We start from the raw sequence: 26,150 nt of genomic DNA, 5'->3' as shown, positions 1-26,150 counted from the left end.
TTGGACACGGGCGCCCGCCGTCCATCCGTCCCGGTCAGGCGGGTGCGTACCGCGCGATCGGGTTGGTGAGGGTGCCGACGAGCTGGAGGGCGCCCGCCGGGTCCTGAAGGTCGACCATCTGCTTGTTGTCGCGCAGTTGGAGCCGGTTCAGGCAGGACAGCGCGAACTCCGGTGCGAACATGTCGTACTGCTTGAACTTGTCCGCGAGGTGCGGGTGGGCCTCCTGGTAGTCGGCCACGCACTCCGCGACCGTCCGCCAGAACGTGTCCTCGTCGAGGACACCGTCGGTGGCGAGCGTGGCGCCGAGGAAGCGGAAGAAGCAGTCGAAGACATCGGTGAAGAGCGACAGCAGCTTCATGTTCTCCGGGACCTCGGCGCGCACGCGCTCGACGGCGGGCGGCAGGACGGCGTCCGGATCCATCACCGCGATCTCTTCCGCGATGTCCTTGAAGATAGCGCGGGTGACGACGCCGTCCTCGATGGCGAGGATGACGTTCTCGCCGTGCGGCATGAACACCAGGTCGTACGCGTAGAAGCTGTGCAGCAGCGGCGTGAGGTACGCGTGCAGATAGCGGCGCATCCAGTTCGCGGGGTCGAGACCCGACTCGGCGATCAGGGCGCCCGCGAAGGACGCGCCGTCGTGGTCGGTGTGCAGCAGCGACGCCATGGTGGCCAGGCGCTCGCCCGGCGCGAGCGAAGGGACGGGGCTCTCGCGCCAGAGCGCCGCGAGCATTTTCAGGTACGGGGAGCCCTTGGCGGTGGCGGCCTCGTACTGGCGGTGGTGGTAGCCGATGGCCGCGCGTTCGCGGATGATCGTCAGGCCGGTCGCCCGGAGGGTGTCGTCGCTCGCGATCAGACCGGCCAGCCAGTCGTTGATGGCGGGCGTGGCCTCCATGTAGGCGGCGGAAAGCCCGCGCATGAAACCCATGTTGAGGACGGACAGGGCCGTTTTGACGTAGTGCTTGGCCGGGTCGCTGGTGTTGAAGAAGGTACGGATCGACTGCTGGGCGAGGTACGTGTCGTCGCCCGCGCCGAGGCAGACCAGGCGCTGCTGGGCGACCTCGGCGGCGAAGGTGACGGACAGTTTGTTCCACCACTGCCACGGGTGGACCGGGATGAGGTAGTAGTCGGCCAGGTCCAGGCCGAGGCCGGTCAGGGTCGCCGCGAACCGGTCGACGGTGGCGTCGCCCAGTTCCTCCCGTACGAAGCTCTCGTAGTCGAGTCCCGCGCCCGCGGTGAAGGTGGCGTGGTCGCGGCGGGCGGCCAGCCAGATCAGCTTGACGGGGGCGGCGGCCTCGGGGGCGTACGCGCGGTACTCGTGGATGCCGAAGCCCAGCCGGCCGTTGTTGGCGACGAAGCAGGGGTGGCCCTCGGTCATGCCGGTCTCGACGGCCTGGAAGTCGGCGCGGGCGAGGGCGGCGGCGGTGACGGGCGTCTTGGTGAGTTTGTACGCCGTACCGGACAGGGTGGAGCTGATCTCCTCCAGGTAGACGGGGAGGACCTCCGGGCTCAGGCCGAGTGTTTCGCGCAGCTCGATGAAGAATTCGAGAGCGTCGAGGGGGAGCTCGTTGCCGTCGCGGTGGCGGGTGATGGACTCGGCGGAGACCTGCCAGTGGTCGAGCGCGTGGCGGCGGGCGGCGAAACGGTACTCGGTCGCGCCGTCGTCGGAACGGACCGCGTACCTGTCGTTGTTCAGCGGCTCGGGGGTCAGCAGGCGCTCGTGGGAGAACTCGGCGAGGGCCTTGCGGACGAGCAGCCGGCTCGCGTGGGCCCACCGCTCGGGGGCGAGGTGGGCGACGGCCCCGGCGGGCGTCACGGCGGGGGTGGCGGCGGTGGTGGTCACAGGGCGGCTCCGGCGGTGCGTGTGGCTTCCTCGAACTGCTCCCGCGTGCAGAAGCTCAGGTAGGCGTCCTTCTCCGGCTTGGCGATCTTCCGCGCTGTCTCGAAGCCGACGGCCTCGTTGAGGCGGTGGACCGCGGTGTTGCGCACGTCGGGCTCGACGACGACGCGGCGGGTGGCCGGATCGGCGAACAGCGTCTCCATCACCGCGGTGATCACGGCGCGGGTGAAGCCGTGAACGGGCGTGTCGGTCGGCGCGACCAGGAAATGCATGCCGACGTCGCCGGGCTGGGCGTCGTACAGGCCGACCAGCTCGACGTGGGCCGGGTCGTACCGCTCCATGAGGAAGGCGGGCCTGCCCTCGTACTCACCGATGAAGGCGTCGTGGTGCTCGGCGGCCGTGATCGCCATGTACTCGCGCTCCACGTCCGGCAGCGACGCGTCCTGCATCATCCAGTAGGCCGCCTTGGGGTGGGTGACCCAGCCGTGCAGCAGCTCGGCGTCCGCGAAGGGGTCGAGCGGGCGGATGGAGAATGAGCTGTTCATATGGCGAACTCCTGGAAAGCGATGGCCTTCTCGACCGGGTAGTACTCGCGACCCAGCAGCTCACCGATGATGTAGGCGTTGCGGTACGCGCTCATGCCCAGGTCGGGCGAGGTGATGCTGTGGGTGTGGACGGCGGCGTTCTGGAGGAAGATGCCGCGTCCCGTCGTGTCGATGCTGTAGTTGCGGGCCACGTCGTAGCGGCCCTGGCCGTCCCAGCGGATCCGGTCCCGCACGCCCTCCAGGAACGCGGGCGGGCGGTAGCGGTAGCCCGTGGCGAGGACCAGGCCCTCGGTGCTCAGCTCGAAGTCCTTGCCCTGCTCCTCCTGGCGGAGCCCGAGGGCGTACGTCCCGCTCTCGGCGTCGTAAGCCGCGGTGTTGAGGGAGGAGTTGGTGAGGAGGCGGGTGGGGACCGGGCCCTTGAGGCTCTTCTGGTAGAGCAGGTCGAAGATCGCGTCGATCAGCTCGGAGTCGATGCCCTTGAAGAGGTTCTTCTGCTGGGACTCCAGGCGGTAGCGGGTCGCCTCGGGGAGCGCGTGGAAGTAGTCGACGTACTCCGGGGAGGTCATCTCCAGCGTGAGCTTGGTGTACTCCAGCGGGAAGAAGCGCGGCGAGCGGGTGACCCAGTTGAGCCGGTAGCCGTGTACGTCGATCTCGGAGAGCAGGTCGTAGTAGATCTCCGCCGCGCTCTGCCCGCTGCCGACCAGGGTGATGGACTTCTTGGCCTGGAGCGCCTCTTTGCCGCTCACGTAACGCGAGTTGTGGATGAAGTCCCCGCCCAGGTCCTGGCAGGCGTCGGGGATGTACGGCGGGGTTCCGGTGCCGAGCACCACGTGGCGGGCGCGGTAGGTCGCGTCCTGGGTGCGGACGACGTACACCTCGGCCTCGGCGTCGTACTCGACGGAGGCGACCGTCTGGTTGAAGCGGATGGTGCGGAGCTTGGCGGCGGCCCAGCGGCAGTAGTCGTTGTACTCGGTCCGCAGCGGATAGAAGTTCTCGCGGATGTAGAAGGAGTACAGCCGGCCGGATTCCTTCAGGTAGTTCAGGAAGGAGTACGGCGAGGTGGGATCGGCCATCGTGACCAGGTCCGACATGAACGGCGTCTGGAGGTGGGCCCCTTCCAGGAACATCCCGGCGTGCCACTCGAAGTTCGGCTTCGTTTCGAGGAAGAGACCGTCGAGCTCGTCGATGGGCTCGGTCAGGCAGGCGAGACCGAGGTTGAACGGACCGAGTCCGATACCGATGAAGTCGAGCGGCGCGAGGAGCTCAAGAGGCGTGGACAAGGGACTCTCCCAGGTACTGCTCGGCGTGGCCGGCGATGAGGTCGAGTACGGCCGCGATGTCGGTCAGCGTCGTCTCGGGGTTGAGAAGGGTGAACTTCAGGTAGTGCTTGCCGCCGACCTTCGTCCCGGCCACGACGGCGTCGCCGGAGGCGAACAGCGCCTTGCGGGCGTACAGGTTGGCGCGGTCGATCATGGCGGGGCTGGTGACGTCGGCCGGGATGTAGCGGAAGACGAGGGTGGAGAGCGTGGGCCGGACGACGACGTCGTAGCGCGGGTCGCCGGCGAGCAACTGCCAGCCGTCGCCGGCCAGGTCGCACACCTCGTCGAAGAGCTCACCGACGCCGTCGGCGCCCATGGTGCGCAGGGTCATCCACAGCTTGAGTGCGTCGAAGCGGCGGGTGGTCTGGAGGGATTTGTCGACCTGGTTGGGGATGCGCTCCTCGGCCATCCGGCGCGGGTTGAGGTAGTCGGCGTGGTACGTCGCGTGGCGCAGGGTGGCGCCGTCACGGACCAGCAGCGCGCTGGAGCTCACGGGCTGGAAGAAGGACTTGTGGTAGTCCACGGTGACCGAGTCGGCGCGCTCGATGCCGTCCAGGAGGTGGCGGCGGGTGCGGGAGGCCAGCAGGCCGCATCCGTACGCGGCGTCGACGTGCATCCAGGCGCCGTACAGCTCGCACAGCTCGGCTATCTCCGGAAGCGGGTCGATCGAGCCGAAGTCGGTCGTGCCGGCGGTGGCGACGACGGCCATCGGGACCAGGCCCTCGCTCGTGCAGCGGGCCAGCTCGCGGGCGAGGGCCAGGGTCTGCATGCGCTTGTCGTTGTCGCAGGGGATCGCGATGACGGCTTCGGGGGTCAGGCCGAGGAGTTTCGCGGACTTCTGGACGCTGAAGTGGCCGCATTCGGAGGCGAAGATACGCAGCTTGGCGGAGTCGGTCGCCTTGGCTTCCTCGCGGGCGAGGAGGAGGGCCTGGAGGTTGGACTGGGAGCCGCCGCTGGTGAAGACGCCGTCGGCGTTCGTTTCGGCGTTCGTGCCGAGGCTCGTACCGGCGTTCGTACCGAAGCCGATGCGGCTCGCCGTCCAGTCGATCAGGCGCCGCTCGATGAGGGTGGCGCCCGCGCTCTGGTCCCAGGTGTCGAGGGAGGAGTTGACGGCGGAGAGCACGGCCTCGGCGGCGACGGCGGGGATGACGACCGGGCAGTTGAGGTGCGCGAGGTAGCGCGGGTGGTGGAAGTAGACGGCGTCGCGGAGGTAGACGGATTCGAGCTCGTCGAGGGCGGCGGTGGTGTCACCGAGCGGCCGGTCGAGGTCTATCGCGTCGAAGGTGGGGGCGAGCTGTTCCGGCGTGATGCCGGTGAACGGCCGGTCGGTCGCGGCGAGTTTGTCCGCCACCCGCTCGACCGCTGCGGTGGCGGTCCGGCGATACCGCTCGGCGGTCGTGTCATTGAGCAGGTGTGAGCGCATGAACTGTCCTCCCGGGTACGGGAATTCAACGTGCCCTCAGGACAGGAGAGGGGGGCGAGGGCGCGGTGTGTAAGTAAGGTTAGCCTAACCTTACTTACTCTCGCAACGACCCCTCGCCCCCCAGGAGGCTCAGTTGTTGTGATGAAAACCGCAGGCGAAGGCCTACGCGTCTTCCTCTTCCACGCGCTCCCGGAGCTGCTCCTCGCTCAGCCCGCGGCGCCAGTAGCCCACGAACGTCACGCGCTTGCGGTCGAACTTCCGCTCCTGGACGAGGTGGCGGCGCAGAGCCCGTACGGACGACGACTCACCCGCGATCCAGGCGTACGGCGTGCCTTCGGGCAACTCCGCGTCGGGGACGGCGCGTACCGCGTCCAGCGCGCAGGGCGCGTTCTCGTCCCGTACCAGCCAGGTGATGTCCGCGTCGGCCGCCGTGGTCAGCTCCAGACGGTCGTCGGCGTGCTGGACCTCGATCCAGACCTTGGCCCTCGTCCCGGCCGGCAGCCACTCCAGGGCGGCCGCGGCGGCCGGCAGCGCCGTCTCGTCCGCCCACATCAGGACCCAGCCGGTGTCCTCGGGCGGGCGGAAGCGTACGGCGGTGTTGTCCTCGACCGCCGGGCCGAGGATTACGACACGGTCACCGGCGCTCGCCCGCGCCGCCCAGCGGCAGGCGGGCCCGCCGTCGTCGTGGAGCGCGAAGTCGATGTCGATCTCGTCGGCCCCGGCCCCGTCGGCGGCGCGGCGCTGCTCGCGCAGGGTGTACGAGCGCATGACCGCGCGTACGTCGTCGGGCAGCGCGCGGTACGTCGCGAACCAGTCCGGTGCCGTCTCCGGCGGAAGCGCCGGCTCCGGCTGGCCGGGATGCGGCAGGAAGAGGGAGAGGCTCTGGTCGCGGCCCCCGGAGGCGAAGGCCCGCAGGTCCTCGCCGCCGAACGTCACCCGGAGCATGGAGGTGCTGAGCCGTCGCGTCCGCACGACCGTCAGGCCGAAGAAGCGGAACGGGACGGTGGCGGCTTCTCCGGCGGTCTCAGCCTCGGCCGCAGTCTCAGTCTCGGCCTCGGTCATGGTCAGGCGACCTTCTTGGCCTTCTCGATGGCCTCGGCGAGGTCTTCGAGGATCGGCGCGCACTTGTCGTAGGAGTAGATCGGCTCCGTGGTGCGCGGGATGACCTGGCCGGCCTTGACGGCGGGCAGGCGGGTCCAGGTCGGCTTGTTCTTGAGGTCCTTGGGCTGCAGGATCCCGGTCCGGTTGTCCATCATGATGATGTCGGCCTGGTACTTGTCGATGTTCTCCCAGCTCAGCTCCTCGAAGAAGCCGGCCGCGTTCACCTTCGGCTCGACGAACTTCACGCCCAGCTCCTGGAAGTACAGCGTGTCCGCGGACATCTTCGCGAGGGAGACGTAGAAGAGTTCCGGGCTCGCGGAGCCGATCATGACCTTGACCTTCGGGTTGGCCTTGGCGGCCTGGCGCAGGCGCTCGGCGGCCTTCTCGAAGCGGGCCTTCGCGTCGGTGGTCTTCTTGGACTTCACGTCGGCGCCGAGGGACGCGGCGAGGTCGGCGTGGCGCTGGATGGCCTTGGGGATGGTGGTCTCCGCGGCCCACAGGGCGACGCTCGGGGCGACCTTGAGGATCTTCGCGGTGGACGCCTCGGGGACGTACCACAGCTTGTCCTTCTCCCACATGGCCGTGACCAGCAGGTCGGGGTTGAGGGCGACGTAGGACTCGACGTTGAACTCGTCGTAGGCGTTGCCGAGGATCTTGACCTTGTTGACGTCGAGGTCGCCGGCCTGCACGTCGGCCTTGCCGTCGGCGGTCTTGGTCGGGCCGAACACGCCCTTGACCTCTATGCCGAAGTCGTGGAGGGCGGCGGCGACGCCGGTGAACGCGACGATGTTCTTCGGGGTGGCGGGGCTCTTCACCGTCTTGCCGCGGTCGTCCTTGAAGGACCACGGCCCCGACTTCCCCGCGGCCTTGTCCTCGCTTTTCGCGGCGGTCTCGCCGCAGGCGGTCAGCGCGGCGCCGATGCCGAGGGCGCCGCCGACGGCCAGCAGGCCGCGACGGGAAAGGTGGGAAGCTCGGGCGTGAGGCATGACGGTGTCTGCTTTCGTACGTGCGGGGTCCACCACGGGACAAGTCCGAAGGTAGGTTAGCCTAACCTCATTCGTTGTCCAGGGGTGGACCCCGGAAGCCTCCACGTCCCGCCGCGCCGTGCCCGCGTGGCGGTCAGCCCGTGAGGCCCAACTCCCGTGCGATCAGCATGCGCTGGACCTCGCTCGTGCCCTCACCGATCTCCAGGATCTTCGAGTCGCGCCACATGCGGGCGACCGGGTACTCGTTCATGAAGCCGTAGCCGCCGTGGATCTGGGTGGCCTCGCGGGCGTTGTCGACCGCCACCGTGGAGGAGTACAGCTTCGCGAGGGCCGCCTCCTTCTTGAACGGCTCCCCCTGGACCAGGCGTGATGCCGCGTCGCGCCAGCCGATGCGGGCCATGTGGGCGCGCATCTCCATGTCGGCGATCTTGAACTGGATCGCCTGGTTGGAGCCGATGGGACGGCCGAAGGTGTGGCGCTCCTTCGCGTACGCCACCGACTCGTCGACGCAGCCCTGCGCGAGACCCGTCGCGAGCGCCGAGATGGCGACGCGGCCCTCGTCGAGGATGCGCAGGAACTGGGCGTAACCGCGGCCCTCCTCACCGAGCAGATTGGCGAGCGGGACGCGTACGTCGGAGAAGGACAGCTCGCGGGTGTCCGAGGCGTTCCAGCCGACCTTGGAGTACGGGGCGGCGACCGTGAAGCCGGGGGTGCCGGACGGGACGATGATCGCGGAGATCTCCGGCTTGCCGTCTGGCTTGCGGCCGGTCACCGCGGTGACCGTGACGAGGCCGGTGATGTCCGTACCGGAGTTGGTGATGAAGCACTTGGAGCCGTTGATCACCCACTCGTCGCCCTCGCGGCGTGCGGTGGTCTTCGTGCCGCCGGCGTCCGAGCCGCAGTCCGGCTCGGTCAGTCCGAACGCGCCCAGCAGTTCGCCGGAGCACAGTCGGGGCAGCCACTCGCGCTTCTGCTCCTCCGTGCCGAAGCGGAAGATCGGCATCGCGCCGAGCGAGACGCCCGCTTCGAGGGTGATGGCCACGGAGGAGTCGACGCGGGCGAGCTCTTCGAGGGCGATGCCGAGGGCGAGATAGTCGCCGCCCATGCCGCCGTACTCCTCGGGGAAGGGCAGACCGAAGAGGCCCATGCGGCCCATTTCGCGGACGATCTCGTACGGGAACTCGTGGCGCTCGTAGAGGTCGTCGATCTTCGGGGCGACGACGTCGTGGGCGAACTCCTCGACCGTGCGGCGGAGTTCTTCGTGTTCGGGGGAGAGGCGGTGGTCGAGGGGCATGGCTACGACTCCTTGTGGGACAGGGCACGCACGGTGCGGGAGGGGCTGGGGCGGCCCAGCCGTTCGGCCATCCACGCGCTGGTGGCGGTGAGGCGGCCGAGGTCGACCCCGGTTTCGATGCCGAGGCCGTCGAGCATCCACACGAGGTCTTCGGTGGCGAGATTTCCGGTGGCGCTCTTCGCATACGGGCAGCCGCCGAGGCCGCCCGCGGACGCGTCCACGGTGGTGACGCCCTGCTGGAGTGCGGCGAGGGTGTTGGCGAGGGCCTGGCCGTACGTGTCGTGGAAGTGCACGCCGATCGCGGAGGTGGGGACTCCGGCCTCGTTGAGGGCGGTGAGCAGGGCCACTGCGTGGCCGGGGGTGGCAACGCCGATCGTGTCGCCGAGGCTCAGTTCGTCGCACCCGAGGTCGAGGAGCGCCTTGGCGACCCTGACCACTTGCCGGATCGGGACGGCCCCTTCCCAGGGGTCGCCGAAGCACATGGAGAGGTAGCCGCGTACGTGGAGCCTGTCCTGCCGTGCGCGGGCGACGACCGGCTCGAACATGGCGAGCGACTCGTCGACGGTCCGGTTGAGGTTGCGGCTCGCGAACGTCTCGGTCGCACTCCCGAACACGGCGATCCGGCGGGCGCCGAGCGCGAGGGCGCGGTCGAGGCCGCGGGAGTTCGGTACGAGGACGGGAAGCTCGGCGTTCACATCGCGCAGGAGAGGGAACAGCTCCTCGGCATCCGCGAGCTGGGGCACCCATGCGGGGTGCACGAAGCTGGTCGCCTCGACGGTGGTGAGTCCGGCGTCGGCCAGACGGTGGATGAACTCGGCCTTCACCTCGGTCGGTACGACGGTCTTCTCGTTCTGAAGGCCGTCGCGGGCGCCGACTTCATGGATGCGTACGTGAGCCGGCAGGTTGTTCGCCGGTACGCGCATCGGCAGTGCCTCGGGGCCGGCGGCGGTCATGACTCCTCCTGCGGGGTGACCACGGCCAGGACCTGGTCCATGGCGACGGTGGAGCCCGGCGTCACGTCGAGCTCGGTGACGGTGCCGGCGTGCGGGGCGGAGATGACGTGTTCCATCTTCATGGCCTCGACGACGAGGAGGCTCTGCCCGGCGGCGACGTGGTCTCCGACGGCCACCTTGACCACGGTGACGGTGCCGGGCATGGGCGCGGCGAGGGTGTCGACTCCGGAGCGGGCGCCGCCGGTCAGGCTCGCCTCGACGGGGTCGTGGTCCTGGACGTGCCAGGCGTCCCCGTCCCGGCCCAGCCAGGTGCCCTCGGCGCTGGTCGCGTGGCTGAAGGTGTGGGTGACGCCGGCCAGTTCGATGGTCACGGTGTCGGCGTCCGTGGTGACCAGGCGCGCGCGGGTGGGCAGTTTTTCTTCCCCCGCCCCGCCCCTTTCCGAAACCGGGGGCAAGCCCCCCGGCCCCCGAGGCGGCAGCTGCGCGCCGCCGCTCCCGGAGCGGGCTGCGCCCGTGCCCGCGTCGGTCGCGTCGGCGAGGGGCGCGGGGGCGGCGCCGTCGGGTCCTTCGGGCGAAAGCTGCGCGCCGTTCGGTGCCACCGGTTCCAGCGGGATGGCGGTTGCCAGGTCCGGGGCTGTCGGATGCGGGTCCGGGAGCTGGAGTTCCACGCCGGTCGCCGTGGTGCGCAGGCGGATCGCCACCGGTTCGTGGCCCGGTACGCGGGCGTGGTGCACCGTCCAGGCGGGGGCGCCGCCCAGGCGCCAGCCCGTGCGGGCGGAGAAGGGGTCCGTCCACGCCGGGGGTTCGCCGGCGACGTCCGTCTCCCCGGCCCGCAGCAGCGCCGCCGCCGCGTATACCTCCGGCGGCACGCCGTCCGGGACCAGGCTGTCCGCTTCGCGTTCGACCAGGCCCGTGTCGAGCGCGCCCGAGACCACGTCCGGGTGGGCCAGCAGGCGGCGCAGGAAGCCCGCGTTCGTCGGGACGCCCAGGGTGACGGTGTCCGCGAGGGCCGCTCGCAGCCGGCGCAGGGCGGTGGCCCGGTCCGGGGCGTACGCGATGACCTTGGACAGCATGGGGTCGTAGAGGCTGCCCACCTCCGTGCCCTCCGTGAGGCCCGAGTCGGTCCGTACGCCGTCGCCCTGCGGCTCGTTCAGGGCGAGGATCGTGCCGCCCGAGGGGAAGAACCCGCGGGAGCCCGCCTTGACGGACACGGTCTCCGCGCAGATACGGGCCTCCACCGCGTGGCCCGTGAGCGTGATGTCCTTCTGCGTGAAGGGCAGTTCCTCACCGGCCGCGATCCTCACCTGCCACTCCACCAGGTCCAGGCCGGTGATCAGCTCCGTCACCGGGTGCTCCACCTGGAGGCGGGTGTTCATCTCCATGAAGTAGTACGCCGACGGGTCGTTGCCCGGAACGATGAACTCCACCGTGCCCGCACCCCGGTAGCCGCAGGAGCGTGCCGCCTGCACCGCCGCCTCGCCCATCGCCGCGCGCGTCGCCTCGTCCAGGAGGACCGACGGCGCCTCCTCGATGATCTTCTGGTGCCGGCGCTGGAGGGAGCATTCGCGCTCACCGAGGTGCACCACGTTTCCGTGGGCGTCCGCCAGAACCTGGATCTCGATGTGCCGGGGGCGGTCGATCCACCGCTCCACCAGCAGCGTGTCGTCGCCGAACGACGCCCGCGCCTCACGCCGCGCCGCCGCGATCTCGTCGGCCAGCGCCGACTCGACCCGTGTCAGCCGCATGCCCTTGCCGCCGCCGCCCGCCGAGGGCTTCAGGAGGACCGGCATGCCGATCTCCCGTGCCGCCGCCGCCAGTTCGTCGTCGCTCAGGCCGCTGCCGGACGAGCCGGGAACGACCGGCACGCCCGCCGCCCGTACCGTCTCCTTCGCCCGGATCTTGTCGCCCATAAGAGCTATGGCGGAGGAGGGAGGGCCGATGAAGGCGAGGCCCGCGTCCGCGCACGCCTGCGCGAACGCGGCGTTCTCGGCGAGGAAGCCGTAACCCGGGTGGACGGCCTGCGCACCCGTCCGGGCGGCGGCCTCCAGCAGGCGGTCCGTGCGGAGGTAACTCTCCGACGCCGCTGCCGGGCCGATCCGGACCGCCGTGTCCGCCTCCCGTACATGACGGGCGTCCGCGTCCGCGTCGCTGAACACGGCCACCGAGCGCACGCCCAGCTCCCGCAGCGTGCGGATGACGCGGACCGCGATCTCGCCGCGGTTGGCGACCAGGACGGTGTCGAACATGCGAACCATGGGAACCACCGGGAACTCCGTCATCTGTCTCTCACATCCGGAAGACGCCGAAGGCGGGCTCGGCCAGGGGCGCGTTGGCGCAGGCCGTCAGGGCCAGGCCCACGACCTGCCGGGTCTCCAGCGGGTCGATCACCCCGTCGTCCCACAGCCGCGCCGTCGCGTAGTAGGCGTTGCCCTGGGCCTCGTACTGCTCGCGGATCGGCGCCTTGAACGCCTCCTCCTCCGCGGTGGGCCACTCCTCGCCCCGCGCCTCGAGCTGGTCGCGCTTGACGGTCGCCAGCACCGAAGCCGCCTGCTCGCCGCCCATCACGGAGATCTTCGCGTTGGGCCACATCCACAGGAAGCGAGGTGAGTACGCCCGGCCGCACATCGAGTAGTTGCCCGCACCGTACGACCCGCCGACGACGACCGTCAGCTTGGGCACGCGCGTGCACGCCACCGCCGTCACCATCTTCGCGCCGTGCTTGGCGATGCCGCCCGCTTCGTAGTCCCTGCCGACCATGAAGCCCGAGATGTTCTGGAGGAAGAGCAGGGGGATGCCGCGCTGGTCGCACAGCTCGATGAAGTGCGCGCCCTTCTGGGCGGATTCGGAGAACAGGATGCCGTTGTTCGCGACGATGCCGACCGGGTGCCCGTGGATCCGGGCGAAGCCGGTGACCAGCGTCTGCCCGAACTCCGCCTTGAACTCCTGGAAGCGTGAGCCGTCGACCGTGCGGGCGATCACTTCCCGTACGTCGTAGGGCGTGCGGGAGTCGACCGGAACCGCGCCGTACAGCCCGGCGGGATCGACCTTGGGCTCCTCGACGGGCTCGACCGACCACGGCAGCGGGCCGCGCTCCGGGAGCGTCGCCACGATGTTCCGCACGATGCGCAGGGCGTGGGCGTCGTCCTCCGCCAGGTGGTCCGTGACGCCCGACGTACGGGAGTGGACCTCGCCGCCGCCCAGCTCCTCCGCCGTGACGACCTCGCCCGTCGCGGCCTTCACCAGCGGCGGCCCGCCCAGGAAGATCGTGCCCTGGTTGCGCACGATCACGGCCTCGTCGCTCATCGCGGGCACGTACGCCCCGCCCGCCGTGCAGGAGCCGAGCACCGCCGCGATCTGCGGAATGCCTGCCCCCGACATGCGGGCCTGGTTGTAGAAGATCCGCCCGAAGTGCTCGCGGTCCGGGAAGACCTCGTCCTGCATGGGGAGGAAGGCGCCGCCGGAGTCCACCAGGTACAGGCAGGGGAGGCGGTTCTCCAGAGCCACCTCCTGGGCGCGCAGGTGCTTCTTGACGGTCACCGGGTAGTACGTGCCGCCCTTGACCGTGGCGTCATTGGCGACGATCACCACCTCACGGCCGCTCACCCGCCCGATCCCGGCGATCACTCCCGCGGCCGGCGCCGCCCCGCCGTACATCCCCTCGGCCGCCAGCGGAGCCAGCTCCAGGAAGGGTGATCCGGGGTCGAGGAGCGTGTCCACACGGTCGCGGGGGAGCAGCTTGCCGCGCGCGGTGTGCCGGGCACGGGCCTTCTCACCGCCGCCGAGCCGCGCGGCGGCCAGCCGCCCGCGCAACCCCTCCACGAGCTCCTGGTGGGCCGCTTCATTGGCCCGCCATGTCTCGGCTGCCGGATCGGCGGTGCTGGTCAGCACCGGTGCCTGCCGCATCTCCTGAGCCCCCTTGCCCGGTCGATGTGATGTTAGTGAGCGTTAACGCCCTTTCAGGTTAACGAGCGCTAACCGACGTGTCCAGGGCTGTGGATTCCTCCTTCGGTATGACGTGTTCAAGATCCGGACGTGTCAGGATCTGACCCGGCCACACACGGGGACGGGACTTGTGACGACACTGCGGGACACGGCGATACACGGCGCGGCGATACAGGACACGGCGATACAGCCGCAGCCGCGACAGCGCGTCCTGGAGGTCGACGCCCTCCGCGGCTTCGCGCTCCTGGGCATCCTGCTGGTCAACACCTTGACCATGGCGGGCCCGTACGGCCTGCTGGGCGGCCGTCCGCCCGCCACCGCCGACACCGTGACCCTGTGGCTGGTCGACTTCCTCGCGCAGGGCAAGTTCTATCTGCTCTTCTCGTTCCTCTTCGGCTACAGCTTCACCCTCCAGGCCGCCTCGGCCGAGCGCGCCGGCGCCCGCTTCGGGCCGCGGACGATGCGGCGGCTGCTGGGGCTGTTCGTCCTCGGGGCCCTGCACGTGGTGTTCCTCTACATCGGCGACATCCTGACGACGTATGCCCTGCTCGGCCTGATCCTCTTCGCCGCCCGCCGGGCCACCCCCGAAGGGGCGTACCGCGCCGCGCTCTGGGTGTGGGGCGTTTTCGGCTCGCTTCTGCTGCTGCTCGGCGTGCTCGGCACGCCGGCAGGTCCCGACGACGGGGCCGCGCAGGCTGCCGTGGCCGCCGAAGCCGCCGAACTCACCGCTGCCTACCGGGGCGGTTTCACCGACGTCGTCGGCGCGAACCTGGGCGAGCTGCCGTTCGCCGTCCTCGCGCTGTTCACCATGAGCGGCTTCGTCGTCGCCGCCTTCCTGCTGGGGCTCTCGGCCGGCAAGCGGCAGTGGCTCACGCGCGTCGGCCGGGTCGCTCTGCGGCGCGTCCTCGTGGCCGGCCTGTGCGTGGGCGTGCCCGCCACCGCCTTCTCGGCCGCCGGCGTCGCAGGCCCGCTCTCCCCCCGCTGGGAGTTGCTCGCCGGTATAACCGGCGTCGTCGTGGCACCGGCACTCAGTGCGGCGTACGTCGCCGGGCTGCTGCTCTGGTTCGGTACGCCGGGCGGGGCGCGGGCCGCCGGGGTGCTCGCAGCCGCCGGGCGCATGGCACTGACCCATTACCTCACCCAGTCGCTGGTCATGGCACTGATCTTCACCGGGTACGGTCTCGGCCTGTACGGACGCCTGGGCATCGCCGCCCCCGTCTGTATAGCGCTCGTACTGTACGCGGCGCAGCTCGCGCTCAGTGGCCCGCTCATGCGGCGGTACCGGCTCGGTCCCGTGGAATGGGTGCTGCGCGCGTTCACCCACTTGCGCGAGCGCCCCCGTCAGGTTAACGAGCGCTAACACGCCGGTTTAGAATGGCGTCATGAGCACCAACGCCGCCGCCCGCGTCGCGGCCCCGACCCGCCGCGAGCAGATCCTCAAGGAGGCCGCCCGCCTCTTTGCCGAGCGCGGCTTCCACGGCGTGGGCGTCGACGAGATAGGCGCCGCCGTCGGCATCAGCGGCCCTGGTCTCTACCGCCACTTCCCGGGCAAGGACGCCATGCTCGCCGAGCTGCTCGTCGGCATCAGCGAGCGGCTGCTGGACGGCGGCAGGCAGCGCGCCGCCGCGGAGTCCGCCGACAGCCCGGCAGCCGTCCTGGGCTCCCTCATCGACGGTCACATCGACTTCGCGCTCGACGACCGGCCGCTGATCACCCTGCACGACCGCGAACTGGACCGGCTCAGGGAGAGCGACCGCAAGCGGGTGCGTCAGCTCCAGCGGCAGTACGTCGAGCTGTGGGTCACCGTCGTACGGGAGCTGAACCCCGACGTACCGGAGGCGGAGGCACGGTCGGCCGTGCACGCGGTGTTCGGGCTGCTCAACTCGACACCGCACCTGGGGGCGTACGGCAACGGCCTGCCGGGGCGGGCGGCGATGGAGGGCCTGCTGCGCCGGCTGGCCCACGGCGCGTTCGCGGCCCTCGCGCCACGGACGGCGGCCTGAGCCCCGCCGGGGCTCCGCCCCGGGCCCCGGTCCTCAAACGCCGGACGGGCTGGATTTGCCGGACGGTGGCGGGTTTCGTGGACGGGCTGGATTTGCCGGGCGGCGGTGAGTCAGCCGGGTGGCGGGGAGCCGGCCGGGTGGCGGTGAGTTCGGTGGATGGGCTGGATTTGCCGGGCGGTGGCGAGTTCGGCGGACGGGGGTTGCCTCGCAGGCTGCGGTGGCTTTGCCGGACGGGGGGCGGAGGCGGACGGCACAATGGGCTCATGCCGATACCCAGCCGAGCCGCCCTTGTCGACCACCTCGCCCGCACCCGCATCGCCGGTGACGTCGCCACCCCCCGCGACAACAACCTCTCCCACTACCGCAAGCTCGCGAACGGCGACCGCCACTACTGGCTCGGTCTCGAACTCGGTGACCGCTGGACCGACGAGCAGGACGTTCTCGCCGTGATGGCGGAGCGCTGCGGCGTCAACGACGACCCCGAGCACCGCATGGGCCAGGACACCATCGACCCCGAGCTGACGGTCGACGCGCTGGAGCGGATGGCGGCGCGGCTGCGCAAGGCCGCCGCGGGCAAGGAGCGGGTGCTGTTCGCGACCGGGCACCCGGGCGGGCTGCTCGACGTACACCGGCAGACCGCGGACGCGCTGCGCCGCGCCGGCTGCGAGATCGTACGCATTCCGGGCGGGCTCATGGCCGACGAGGGCATGGTGTTCCAGTTCGCGGACGTCGCGATGCTGGAGCGCGGCGCGACGCTCTGGCACACGCACTCGCCCGAGCCCATGGCGGCGATCCTCAACGGTATGGAGCACGAGGGGCGGCCGCTGCCCGACCTGGTCGTCGCGGACCACGGGTGGGCGGGCTGCGCGGGACAGCGCGGAATCGACGCCGTCGGATACGCCGACTGCAACGACCCGGCGCTCTTCATCGCAGAGGCGGAAGGCACGCTCCAGGTCACCGTCCCGCTCGACGACCACGTCACCGACCCGCGCTTCTACGACCCGATGACGGCGTACCTGCTGGACTCGGCCGGCCTGTCGGACGGTGCCGGCTCGGCCTCCTGACGTAAACCAGCAGGCAGCGGTCAGCGTGGTACGCGGACCACGCCCTCCTGGATGACGGAGATCGCCAGCCGGCCGTCCTGCGTGTAGATCCTGGCCTGCCCCAGGCCCCGCCCGCCCGACGCGGACGGCGACTCCTGGTCGTACAGCAGCCATTCGTCGGCCCGGAACGGCCGGTGGAACCACATCGCGTGGTCGAGCGACGCGCCGACCACATCGCCGGTGGCCCAGCCGCCGCGCCCGTGCGCGAGCAGCACCGAGTCGAGCAGCGTCATGTCGGAGACGTACGTGGCGAGGCACACGTGCAGGAGCGGGTCGTCGGCGAGCTTGCCGTTCGTACGGAACCAGACCTGCGAGCGCGGCTCGCGCGGTTCGCCGATGCTGCCGTACGGCGGTGCGTCGACGTACCGCAGATCGACCGCCGCGCGGGCTTCGAGCATGCGGTCGACGACGCCCGCGTCGAGGAAGTGGCCGGCGTACTTGGGCAGCATCTGGGCGGCCGTCGGGAGCGTCTCGGGGTCCGGAGCGGGTGGCATGGGCGCCTGGTGCTCCATGCCCTCCTCGTACGTCTGGAAGGACGCGGAGAGATGGAATACCGGCTGGCCGTGCTGGACGGCGACGACGCGGCGCGTGGTGAAGGAGCGGCCGTCGCGGATGCGGTCGACGGTGTAGACGATGGGCGCGCCCGGGTCGCCCGCGCGCAGGAAGTACGCGTGCAGGGAGTGCGCGAGACGGTCTTCGGGGACGGTGCGGCCCGCCGCGACGAGAGCCTGGGCGGCGACCTGACCGCCGAACACGCGGGGGATGATCGCCGAACGGCTCACGCCTCGGAAGATGTCCTCCTCGATCTGCTCCAGGTCGAGGAGATCGAGGAGGGCGTCAAGTTCCTTGTGCATAAGGGATGTCTACACGTCGACAGGGTGGGTCCTACAGGCCCATGTCCTTCGCGATGATCATCTTCATGACCTCGCTGGTGCCGCCGTAGATGCGGTTCACGCGGTTGTCCGCGTACAGGCGGGCGATCGGGTACTCGTTCATGAAGCCGTAACCGCCGTGCAGCTGGAGGCACTTGTCGATGACGCGGTGCGCGACCTCGGTGGCGAACAGCTTCGCGGACGCGGCCTCGGCGGGGGTCAGCTCGCCCGCGTCCAGGGCCTCCAGGGCGCGGTCGACGACGGCCTCGGCGGCGTCCACCTCGGCCTGGCAGCCGGCCAGTTCGAACTTGGTGTTCTGGAAGGCGGCCACCGGCTTGCCGAAGACCGTGCGCTCCTGCACGTACTGCTGGGCGAACCGGATGGCGGCCTTGGCCTGCGCGTACGCGCCGAAGGCGATGCCCCAGCGCTCGGAGGCCAGGTTCTTGCCCAGGTAGCCGAAGCCCTTGTTCTCCTCGCCGAGCAGGTCGTCGACGGGGACCTTCACGTCGACGAACGCCAGCTCGGCGGTGTCGGAGGTCTTCAGACCGAGCTTGTCCAGCTTGCGGCCCACCGAATAACCCTCGGACTGGGTGTCCACGGCGAACAGGGAGATGCCGAAGCGGCGGTCGTCCTCGCGCGGGGCGGAGGTGCGGGCGCACACGATGACGCGGTCGGCGTGCACACCGCCGGTGATGAAGGTCTTGGCGCCGTTGAGGACGTAGTGCGTGCCGTCCTCGGAGAGCTTGGCGGTGGTCTTCATGCCCGCGACGTCGGAGCCGGTGCCCGGCTCGGTCATCGCCAGCGCCCACATCTCCTCGCCGGACACGAACTTCGGCAGGTAGCGCTTCTTCTGCTCGTCGGTGGCGAGCATCTCGATGTACGGCAGGCCGAGCAGCACGTGCACCCCGGAGCCACCGAAGGAGACTCCCGCGCGCGCGGTCTCCTCGTACATCACGGCCTCGTACTTGTGCGACTCGATGCCCGCGCCGCCGTACTCCTCGGGGACCCGGATACCGAAGACGCCCAGCTCACCGAGCTTGTAGTAGAAGTCGCGCGGCGCCTGTCCGGCGGCGAACCACTCGTCGTAGACGGGGACGACCTCGGCCTCGATGAAGGCGCGGATGGTCTCCCGGAACGCCTGGTGGTCCTCGTTGAATACGGTCCGGCGCACGGGACGCCCCCTTCCTTTGCGGCTAAACCGCCGCCGCTCTCGCGGAGGTGGTTGCTCGCCGTTTGGGTTGCTCAATTGACGCTGCTGTTCTAAGCGCTTGCTCAGCCCGAAGTTACCGGTTGGTCACCAGCGCTGTCCAGGCTCCGGGGCGGTCGTACGCGTCACAGCCAGCGCAGCGCGAACCACAGGTCCATCCGTACGTCCGCGTCGTCCAGGTCGGCGTCGAGGAGGGTCGCGCAGCGGGCGATGCGCTGGCGGACCGTGTTGCGGTGGACGTCGAGCGCGACGGCCGTACGGTCCCAGCTCCCGTGCAGCGAGAGCCAGGTGCGCAGGGTGGCGGTGAGGGCGGGGGAGTCGGCGATCGGCGCGAGCTGTACGCGGGCGTGGGCCCGGGCCTCGTCCGGGGTGATCAGCGAGGCGAGCCCCTCGCCCGTCTCGGCCCGGTCGCGCACGAGGGGGCTGCGGGTGGCCTCGGCCCGGCGTACGGCGCGTTCGGCGCGGAGGTCGGCGGTGGGCAGGTCGGACGCGGGTACGGGGGAGCTGACGCCGAGGGTCCAGCCGGGCTGCGGCTCGATCTCGCGGGCGTCGCCCGCGAGCAGTACCCGTACGACCCCTTCCTCCGTCGCGTCCACCAGCGCGCTGCCGAGGGCCGCGCCGAGCGCCGCGGCGGCCAGCGGATCGGGCCCGGCGGGGGTGGCCACCGGCCGGGCGTGCACCACGGTCCACCCGCCCGCGCCGAGCAGCGGCGCCACCTCGGCCGCGTCCGCCCCGAGCAGCAGCCGCACCAGCGCGGCGGCGCGGGCGGATTCCGCGGCCCCCTGATGCGGCGTGGTGAGCAGCGACAGGAGTACGACGGCGACGCCCGCGATGGTGTGGTCGCCGGCCTCGCGCCGGTCCGAGGCCACCCCGAGCACGAGCCGCTGGCCGCCGGCGAGGGCATAGGCGGCGAGATGGCTGCCGCCGGCGGTGTCGGTGGCGGATGCGGGGGTGGTCCTGGGGGCGGGCGTGGTCGTGGGGGTGGGTGTGGTCCTGGGGGTGGGGCCGGGCGCGGTTGCAGGTGCGGGTGTGGTCTTGGGCGCGGCCCCGGTCGCGGTCGCGGGTGTAGACCTGGGCGCGGGCCCGGTCGCCGGCGTGGTCGTGCCGGTGGGTGCGGTGCCGGGTGCGGCGGCCTCGCTCGCGGCCGGCTCCGGCTGCGGCGGGTTGACCACGCGAGCGAGCCGGGTCAGGGCCGCGTGCGCTTCCGGCGACGGCGGACGCCCCGCCGTGGCCAGCGGCGCCCCCTCCGCCGACAGCAGCACCGCCCACGCCCCGTCGAGCCGCGCGGTCAGCTGCCGCAGCACCGCCGGGACCGGGTCGGGCCGGGCCGCCGCCGTGGCCAGGCCCTGCTGCGCCTGCGCGACGCGCCGCAGCTCGCGGTGGCGGGCCTCCGCCATCAGCCGCCACACCGCGCGGGCGATCGCCGTGAACGTGGTCGGCGGCGGCACCTCCACCAGCGGCAGCCCGTACCGCTCGCAGGCCGCCACCAGGGCCGGCGGCACCGTGTCGTACACCGGCGCGACACCGAAGCCGAGCGCCGCCGCCCCCGCCGCCACCACCCGCGAGACGTAGTGGTCGGGGTCCGTCAGCTGGACCCCCGCCGTCAGGAGAAGCTCACCGCCGAGCAGGTACGGGTACGGGTCGCCCATTTCCGACGTATGCACCCAGTGCAGATCCGCGTCCTCGGGCCCCGCGATCCGGCGCAGGCCCAGCTCCTCCCGCGCCAGCAACGCCGCCAGCGAAACCGGTGGGGTGGGAGGGGCCGAAGGGGCGGGAGAGGGGGCCAGGGCGTCCGGCATGGATGGTCCATCCATCTGAGGTCGGCGAAGTGGATGAAACGTACACTTCAGCGTCGCCTTCCAGCCACTTAATGTCGAGCGAGCCGGCGGCCGCGGGTACGGGCGGATGTCCCCGCACAAGAGCCACCGATCCCCTGTACTCCCTGCACGACACGCCACTGAGGTGCTCGAAGGAGGATGGCCCATGGCCGTCGACTACGCGGTGATCGTCATATACCTGGCCGGAATGCTCGCCATGGGCTGGTGGGGCATGCGCCGCGCCAAGTCCAAGAGCGAGTTCCTGGTGGCCGGCCGCCGCCTCGGGCCCGGCATGTACTCCGGCACGATGGCCGCCATCGTCCTCGGCGGCGCCTCCACCATCGGCGGCGTCGGCCTCGGCTACCAGTACGGTCTCTCCGGCGCCTGGATGGTCTTCACCATCGGCCTCGGACTCCTCGCCCTCAGCATCTTCTTCTCCGCGCGCATCGCCCGCCTGAAGGTCTACACGGTCAGCGAGATGCTCGACCTCCGTTACGGCGGGGGTCGAGCCGGCATCATCTCGGGCGTCGTCATGTGGGCGTACACGCTCATGCTCGCCGTCACGTCGACCATCGCGTACGCCACGATCTTCGACGTCATCTTCGACATGGACCGCTCGCTGTCGATCATCCTCGGCGGCACCATCGTCGTCGCATACTCGACGCTCGGCGGCATGTGGTCGATCACGCTGACCGACATGGTGCAGTTCGTCGTCAAGACGATCGGCGTGCTGCTCCTGCTCCTGCCGATCGCGGTCGTCAAGGCCGGCGGCTTCAGCGAGATGAAGGCGCAACTGCCCACCGAATACTTCGACCCGCTCGGCATCGGCGGCGAGACGATCTTCACGTACGTGCTGATCTACACGTTCGGCATGCTCATCGGCCAGGACATCTGGCAGCGCGTCTTCACCGCCCGCAGCGACAAGGTCGCCCGCTACGGCGGCACGGTCGCCGGTACGTACTGCCTGGTCTACGCCCTCGCCGGCGCCATCATCGGCACCGCGGCCAAGGTCCTCTACCCCGACCTCGCCCACGCGGACGACGCCTTCGCGACGATCGTCAGGGACGAGCTGCCCATGGGCGTACGCGGCCTGGTGCTCGCGGCGGCGCTGGCGGCCGTGATGTCGACCTCGTCCGGCGCGCTGATCGCCTGCGCCACCGTCGCCAACAACGACATCTGGTCGCGGCTGCGCGGCGTGATCTCCCGCGAGAAGAACGGCCAACCCCACGACGAGGTGCGCGGCAACCGCGTCTTCATCCTGATCATGGGCATCGCCGTCGTCTGTATCGCCATCGCCCTGAACAACGTCGTCGAGGCGCTCACCGTCGCCTACAACCTGCTGGTCGGCGGCCTCTTGGTGCCGATCCTCGGCGGCCTGCTCTGGAAGCGCGGCACGGTGTACGGCGCCCTGGCGTCCGTCAGCGTCGGCGGCGTCGGGGTTCTCGGCCTGATGTGGTGGTACGGAATCCTCGCCAACGAGCCCGTCTACTACGGCCTGTTGCTGTCACTCGCGGCGTACGTCGCCGTCAGCCTCGCCACCCGCCCGACCGACGCGGCCGTCCTGGCCGCGTGGCGCGAGCGGCTGGCAGGGCGGGGCGCCGAGCCCGAGCACCGGGCCGCGTCCGAGTCCGTACCCACGGCGGGCTAAAGTCAGATAACGCAACGAAGCGTAGGAAAGAAGGCAATTCACATGAGCAGCAGCAGCGAGCAGCAGTTCCGCGGCCCCGTCGACTCCTCCCGCATCCCGCGGTACGCGGGCCCGGCGACGTTCGCGCGGCTGCCCCGTCTCGACGAGGTCGGCACCGCCGATGTCGCCGTCGTCGGCGTGCCCTTCGACTCCGGGGTCTCCTACCGCCCCGGCGCGCGCTTCGGCGGCAACGCGATCCGCGAGGCCTCGCGCCTCCTGCGCCCGTACAACCCGGCGCAGGACGCGTCGCCCTTCGCGCTCGCGCAGGTCGCGGACGCCGGTGACATCGCCGCCAACCCGTTCAACATCAACGAGGCCGTCGAGACGATCGAGGCCGCGGCCGACGACCTCATCGGCTCCGGCGCCCGCATGATGACCCTCGGCGGCGACCACACCATCGCCCTTCCCCTCCTGCGCTCGGTCGCGAAGAAGCACGGCCCGGTCGCGCTGCTCCACTTCGACGCGCACCTGGACACGTGGGACACGTACTTCGGCGCGGAGTACACCCACGGCACGCCGTTCCGCCGGGCCGTCGAGGAGGGCATCCTCGACACCGAGGCGCTCTCCCACGTCGGTATCCGCGGTCCCCTCTACGGCAAGCAGGACCTGACCGACGACGAGAAGATGGGCTTCGGCATCGTCACGTCGTCCGACGTCTACCGGCGCGGCGCCGACGAGGTCGCCGACCAGCTCCGCCAGCGCATCGGCGACCGCCCGCTGTACATCTCCATCGACATCGACTGCCTGGACCCGGCCCACGCGCCCGGCACCGGCACGCCGGAGGCGGGCGGCATGACCTCCCGCGAGCTGCTGGAGATCCTGCGCGGCCTGTCCTCCTGCAACCTCGTCTCGGCGGATGTCGTCGAGGTCGCCCCGGCGTACGACCACGCGGAGATCACCTCCGTCGCGGCCTCCCACACGGCGTACGAGCTGACGACGATCATGTCCCGCCAGATCGCGGCGCAGCGCGCCTCCGGCGCGGAGCAGTCCGCGAAGTAACCCCCCGCCGCCGGACCGTCGGGCGTGCTTGCCGGCACCGCCCACGGTCCGCGGCACCTCGGCGGCCGGCCGGCCGGACCGCCATCCACGGCCCACGCGCCGGCACCCAGCACCGCCGCCGGACCGTCGGGCGTGCTCGCGAGCGCCACCCACGGCTCAGCGGCACCCGACCGTGTGGCCGCACCCGCCCGTGTGGCCCCACCGGCCCGTGTGGCCCCACCGACCCGTGGGCTGCACCGGGTCGGCCACACTGGCCCGTGCGGCCCCGCGGCCCCACCGGCCCCGTACGGCCCGGTGGTCGCCCCTCTCGGGCGCAAGATCGAAAGGACGCCACGTGACCCACGACCACGACCTGGTGCTGCGGCCCACCGCCGCGCAGACGACGGCCGCGCTGAACCCGCCCCCCGGCCGCAACGGCGGCGACCTCGTCGTCGAGACCCTGACCGGCCTCGGCGCGACCACGGTCTTCGGGCTGCCGGGCCAGCACGCGCTCGGCATGTTCGACGCACTGCGGCGCTCCTCCCTCTCGTACGTCGGCCTGCGCGTCGAGAACAACGCGGGCTTCGCCGCCGACGCGTACGGCCGGATCACCGGGGAGGCGGCCCCGCTGCTCCTGTCCACCGGGCCGGGGGCCCTCACCTCCCTCGCCGCGCTCCAGGAGGCGGCGGCGGCGTCGGCCCCCGTCCTCGCGATCAGCAGCCAGGTCCCGTCGGCCGGCATCGGCGGCGGCCGCCACGGCTACCTGCACGAACTCCGCGACCAGAAGGCGTCGTTCCGCGACATCGTGAAGTCGGTCCACACGGTCCGTACGGCGTCGCAGATCCCGTCGGCGATCGCCCAGGCGTGGGAGTCGGCCCTGACGGCCCCGCACGGCCCCGTCTGGATCGAGATCCCCCAGGACGTACTCCTCGCGGAGACGACCCTCCCCGTCGTCACGGCGATGGACGCGACTCCCCGCGAACTGCCCCCACGTCCCGAACTGGCAGCCGTGGCAGCCCACTTGCTGTCGACGGCCGCCCGTCCGGCGATCATCGCGGGCGGCGGTGTCGTACGGTCCGACGCCTCCGGAAAGCTGCTCGCGCTCGCGGAGAAGCTGAACGCCCCGGTCGTCACGACGTTCGGTGGCAAGGGCGCGTTCCCGTGGACGCATCCGCTCTCCCTCCAGTCCTGGCTGGAGGACCGCCACACGACGGACTTCCTGGAGGACGCCGACGTACTCCTCGTCGTCGGCTCGGGCCTGGGGGAACTCTCCTCGAACTACCACACGTTCAGCCCGCGCGGCCGGATCATCCAGATCGATGCCGACCTCGGCAAGCTGGAGTCCAACCACCCGGCGCTCGGCATCCACGCGGACGCCCGCCTGGCGCTCTCGGCGCTGCTGGAGACGGCGGAGGACCGCGCGGACGAGCGGGCGCGCGAGCACGTGAGTGAGGTCCTGGCGAAGGTACGGGCACGCATCGCGTCCCAGGACCTGCCCCTGGAGCAGCAACTGCTCGCATCGATTCGCGAGGCGCTCCCCGCCACCTCCCCCAGCTTCTGGGACATGACGATCCTCGCCTACTGGGCCTGGTCGGCGTTCGACCCCCGCCACCCCAACACCATGCACTCGGCGCAGGGCGCGGGCGGCCTCGGCTACGGCTTCCCGGCGGCACTCGGCGCGGCGGCGGCGGACCGTACGCGTCCGGTACTGGCGGTCTCCGGCGACGGCGGCGCGATGTACTCCATCGCGGAACTCGCCACCGCGCGCCAGCACAACCTCCCGGTGACCTGGCTGATCGTGGACGACGGCGGTTACGGCATCCTGCGCGAGTACATGACCGACGCCTTCGACGAGGCCACCGGCACGGAACTCGCCCGCCCGGACTTCGTAGCCCTGGCGGAGTCCTTCGGCGTACCGGCCACGCGCACCACCCCGGAGACCCTGGCCGAGGACCTGTCCAAGTCCCTTGCCTCCCCCGGCCCTTCGGTGCTCGTACTCCCGGCCCTGCTCCGGATGTTCGCCCCGACGCACCTGTGAGCCTCTGAGCCCGCGCGGCGGCGCGGGCCCGCGAGTCCCGTACAACCTTTCCGCCCCTCGTGGGTCTCATTTGAAGCAGAAACACAAGGGGACGGGGACACCACACCATGACGCACAGCCGAATAGCCCGCGCCGCGACCGCCGCCGCACTCGCCGGGGGCGTGCTCGCGCCGCTCGTCGCCGCGGCGCCCGCCGCTGCCGCCACCGCGCCGACGGTGGTCTGCACCTCGCAGAAGGCGGGGCTCGCGGCCAAGCTGGTCAACGACATCACCGCGGCGCTCAGGGGACGGAAGTCCACGACCGCGATATCGCTGTACGACCGCACCACCCGGACCACCTGCACCCTGCGCGCCACGCAGAAGTACGACTCCGCGAGCGTCGTCAAGGTGACCGTCCTCGCCGCGCTGCTGTGGGACGCCAAGAAGACCAACCGCTACCTGACGGCGCGTGAGACGAGGCTCGCCACCGACATGATCACCAAGTCGGACAACAACGCGACCAGCACCCTGTGGCGCCAGCTCGGCATGACGAAGATCAAGGGCTTCCTGGCGGCCGCCAGGATGACCGACACCATCCCCGGCACCGGCGGCTACTGGGGCCTGACCCAGATCACCGCGCGCGACGAGCAGAAGCTGCTCGCGCTGCTCACCGCGAAGAACACCGTCCTGAGCGACAACTCGCGCGCGTACACCCTCGGTCTCATGGGCAAGGTCATCGCCTCCCAGCGCTGGGGCACGCCCGCCGGCGCCCCGTCCTCCGCCAAGATCCACGTCAAGAACGGCTGGCTGCCCCGCTCCACGCACGGCTGGCGGGTGCACTCCATCGGCGCCTTCACGGGCCGCGGCCACGACTACACGATAACCGTGCTCACGTACGACAACGCCACCATGAACGACGGCGTGAACACCATCCAGGCCGTGTCCCGCGCCATCCACAAGGCCCTCAACCCGACGGCCTCCCCCTCCACCATGTACGCCCCCACGCAAACCCCGCGCGAGGCGATCCCGGCGGTGCCGGAGTCCTGACCGGGCGGCGGGCGGCC

At 71.0% G+C, this 26,150-nt stretch carries 20 protein-coding genes; 7 read left to right on the top strand and 13 right to left on the bottom strand.

All coding sequences use genetic code 11. From position 1 onward, the window contains the following. Positions 1-34: 34 nt before the first annotated feature. The 10 genes from G412_RS0107585 to G412_RS0107540 form a co-directional block, all read right to left on the bottom strand. A complete protein-coding gene (locus tag G412_RS0107585; RefSeq protein ID WP_037648041.1) occupies positions 35-1,843 on the bottom strand; it encodes an IucA/IucC family protein in 1,809 nt (602 codons plus the stop codon). After that, positions 1,840-2,385 (bottom strand): GNAT family N-acetyltransferase, encoded by a 546-nt coding sequence (locus G412_RS0107580; RefSeq protein WP_028811562.1) that lies wholly within the window; start codon positions 2,383-2,385, stop codon positions 1,840-1,842. The genes G412_RS0107585 and G412_RS0107580 overlap by 4 nt, the downstream gene beginning before the upstream one ends. Further along, a complete protein-coding gene (locus G412_RS0107575; RefSeq protein ID WP_028811561.1) occupies positions 2,382-3,665 on the bottom strand; it encodes a lysine N(6)-hydroxylase/L-ornithine N(5)-oxygenase family protein in 1,284 nt (427 codons plus the stop codon). The genes G412_RS0107580 and G412_RS0107575 overlap by 4 nt, the downstream gene beginning before the upstream one ends. Continuing rightward, the gene (locus G412_RS0107570) at positions 3,649-5,127 is read right to left on the bottom strand and encodes a pyridoxal phosphate-dependent decarboxylase family protein (protein WP_028811560.1); all 1,479 of its coding nucleotides are present in this window, start codon (positions 5,125-5,127) and stop codon (positions 3,649-3,651) included. Before G412_RS0107570 ends, G412_RS0107575 begins: the two co-directional genes overlap by 17 nt. A 162-nt stretch (positions 5,128-5,289) precedes the next feature. After that, complete coding sequence (locus G412_RS33595; protein ID WP_051338196.1) at positions 5,290-6,189, bottom strand: siderophore-interacting protein; 900 nt, start codon at positions 6,187-6,189, stop codon at positions 5,290-5,292. A gap of 2 nt (positions 6,190-6,191) precedes the next feature. Next, on the bottom strand, positions 6,192-7,214 hold the full coding sequence (locus tag G412_RS0107560; protein WP_028811559.1) for an ABC transporter substrate-binding protein: 1,023 nt from the start codon (positions 7,212-7,214) through the stop codon (positions 6,192-6,194). A 133-nt stretch (positions 7,215-7,347) separates the two neighbouring features. After that, complete coding sequence (locus G412_RS0107555) at positions 7,348-8,508, bottom strand: acyl-CoA dehydrogenase family protein (protein WP_028811558.1); 1,161 nt, start codon at positions 8,506-8,508, stop codon at positions 7,348-7,350. Positions 8,509-8,510: 2 nt separating this feature from the next. After that, positions 8,511-9,461: a hydroxymethylglutaryl-CoA lyase gene (locus tag G412_RS0107550; RefSeq protein ID WP_028811557.1), complete on the bottom strand. Its 951-nt coding sequence runs from the start codon at positions 9,459-9,461 to the stop codon at positions 8,511-8,513. Next, positions 9,458-11,707, bottom strand: a complete 2,250-nt coding sequence (locus G412_RS0107545; protein WP_028811556.1) for an ATP-binding protein — start codon at positions 11,705-11,707, stop codon at positions 9,458-9,460. Before G412_RS0107545 ends, G412_RS0107550 begins: the two co-directional genes overlap by 4 nt. A 40-nt stretch (positions 11,708-11,747) precedes the next feature. Continuing rightward, positions 11,748-13,364, bottom strand: a complete 1,617-nt coding sequence (locus tag G412_RS0107540) for a carboxyl transferase domain-containing protein (RefSeq protein ID WP_028811555.1) — start codon at positions 13,362-13,364, stop codon at positions 11,748-11,750. 169 nt (positions 13,365-13,533) lie between these two features. On the opposite strand from G412_RS0107540, the gene G412_RS0107535 reads away from it, so the two are divergent. The 3 genes from G412_RS0107535 (at position 13,534) to G412_RS0107525 (ending at position 16,470) form a co-directional block, all read left to right on the top strand. Further along, positions 13,534-14,763 (top strand): DUF418 domain-containing protein, encoded by a 1,230-nt coding sequence (locus G412_RS0107535; RefSeq protein ID WP_244282877.1) that lies wholly within the window; start codon positions 13,534-13,536, stop codon positions 14,761-14,763. 22 nt (positions 14,764-14,785) lie between these two features. Next, positions 14,786-15,406 (top strand): SACE_7040 family transcriptional regulator, encoded by a 621-nt coding sequence (locus G412_RS0107530; protein ID WP_028811553.1) that lies wholly within the window; start codon positions 14,786-14,788, stop codon positions 15,404-15,406. 263 nt (positions 15,407-15,669) lie between these two features. Beyond that, complete coding sequence (locus tag G412_RS0107525; protein WP_028811552.1) at positions 15,670-16,470, top strand: phosphatase; 801 nt, start codon at positions 15,670-15,672, stop codon at positions 16,468-16,470. 20 nt (positions 16,471-16,490) lie between these two features. Here the strand turns inward: G412_RS0107525 and tesB are convergent, their stop codons facing one another. The 3 genes from tesB to G412_RS0107510 all read right to left on the bottom strand — a co-directional run bounded on the left by tesB (position 16,491) and on the right by G412_RS0107510 (position 20,387). Beyond that, the gene (gene tesB, locus G412_RS0107520) at positions 16,491-17,363 is read right to left on the bottom strand and encodes an acyl-CoA thioesterase II (RefSeq protein WP_028811551.1); all 873 of its coding nucleotides are present in this window, start codon (positions 17,361-17,363) and stop codon (positions 16,491-16,493) included. 31 nt (positions 17,364-17,394) lie between these two features. Next, complete coding sequence (locus G412_RS0107515) at positions 17,395-18,552, bottom strand: acyl-CoA dehydrogenase family protein (protein ID WP_028811550.1); 1,158 nt, start codon at positions 18,550-18,552, stop codon at positions 17,395-17,397. A gap of 161 nt (positions 18,553-18,713) precedes the next feature. Further along, a complete protein-coding gene (locus G412_RS0107510; RefSeq protein WP_244282876.1) occupies positions 18,714-20,387 on the bottom strand; it encodes a PucR family transcriptional regulator in 1,674 nt (557 codons plus the stop codon). A gap of 184 nt (positions 20,388-20,571) precedes the next feature. On the opposite strand from G412_RS0107510, the gene G412_RS0107505 reads away from it, so the two are divergent. From G412_RS0107505 to G412_RS0107490, 4 genes are all read left to right on the top strand, one after another. Next, positions 20,572-22,053 carry a sodium:solute symporter family protein gene (locus tag G412_RS0107505; protein WP_028811548.1) on the top strand — a complete coding sequence of 494 codons (1,482 nt, stop codon included), beginning with the start codon at positions 20,572-20,574 and terminating at the stop codon, positions 22,051-22,053. 42 nt (positions 22,054-22,095) lie between these two features. Continuing rightward, positions 22,096-23,091: an agmatinase gene (gene speB / locus G412_RS0107500; protein WP_028811547.1), complete on the top strand. Its 996-nt coding sequence runs from the start codon at positions 22,096-22,098 to the stop codon at positions 23,089-23,091. A 334-nt stretch (positions 23,092-23,425) separates the two neighbouring features. Continuing rightward, positions 23,426-25,108: a thiamine pyrophosphate-binding protein gene (locus G412_RS0107495; protein WP_028811546.1), complete on the top strand. Its 1,683-nt coding sequence runs from the start codon at positions 23,426-23,428 to the stop codon at positions 25,106-25,108. A gap of 107 nt (positions 25,109-25,215) precedes the next feature. Further along, on the top strand, positions 25,216-26,133 hold the full coding sequence (locus G412_RS0107490; protein ID WP_028811545.1) for a serine hydrolase: 918 nt from the start codon (positions 25,216-25,218) through the stop codon (positions 26,131-26,133). The last annotated feature ends 17 nt before the right edge of the window (positions 26,134-26,150 follow it).

It is taken from the genome of Streptomyces flavidovirens DSM 40150, assembly GCF_000429085.1.
Taxonomy (GTDB): domain Bacteria; phylum Actinomycetota; class Actinomycetes; order Streptomycetales; family Streptomycetaceae; genus Streptomyces; species Streptomyces flavidovirens.
Note: the sequence above shows the minus strand (reverse complement) of the source record. Positions and strands in the feature narration are given on the sequence as shown.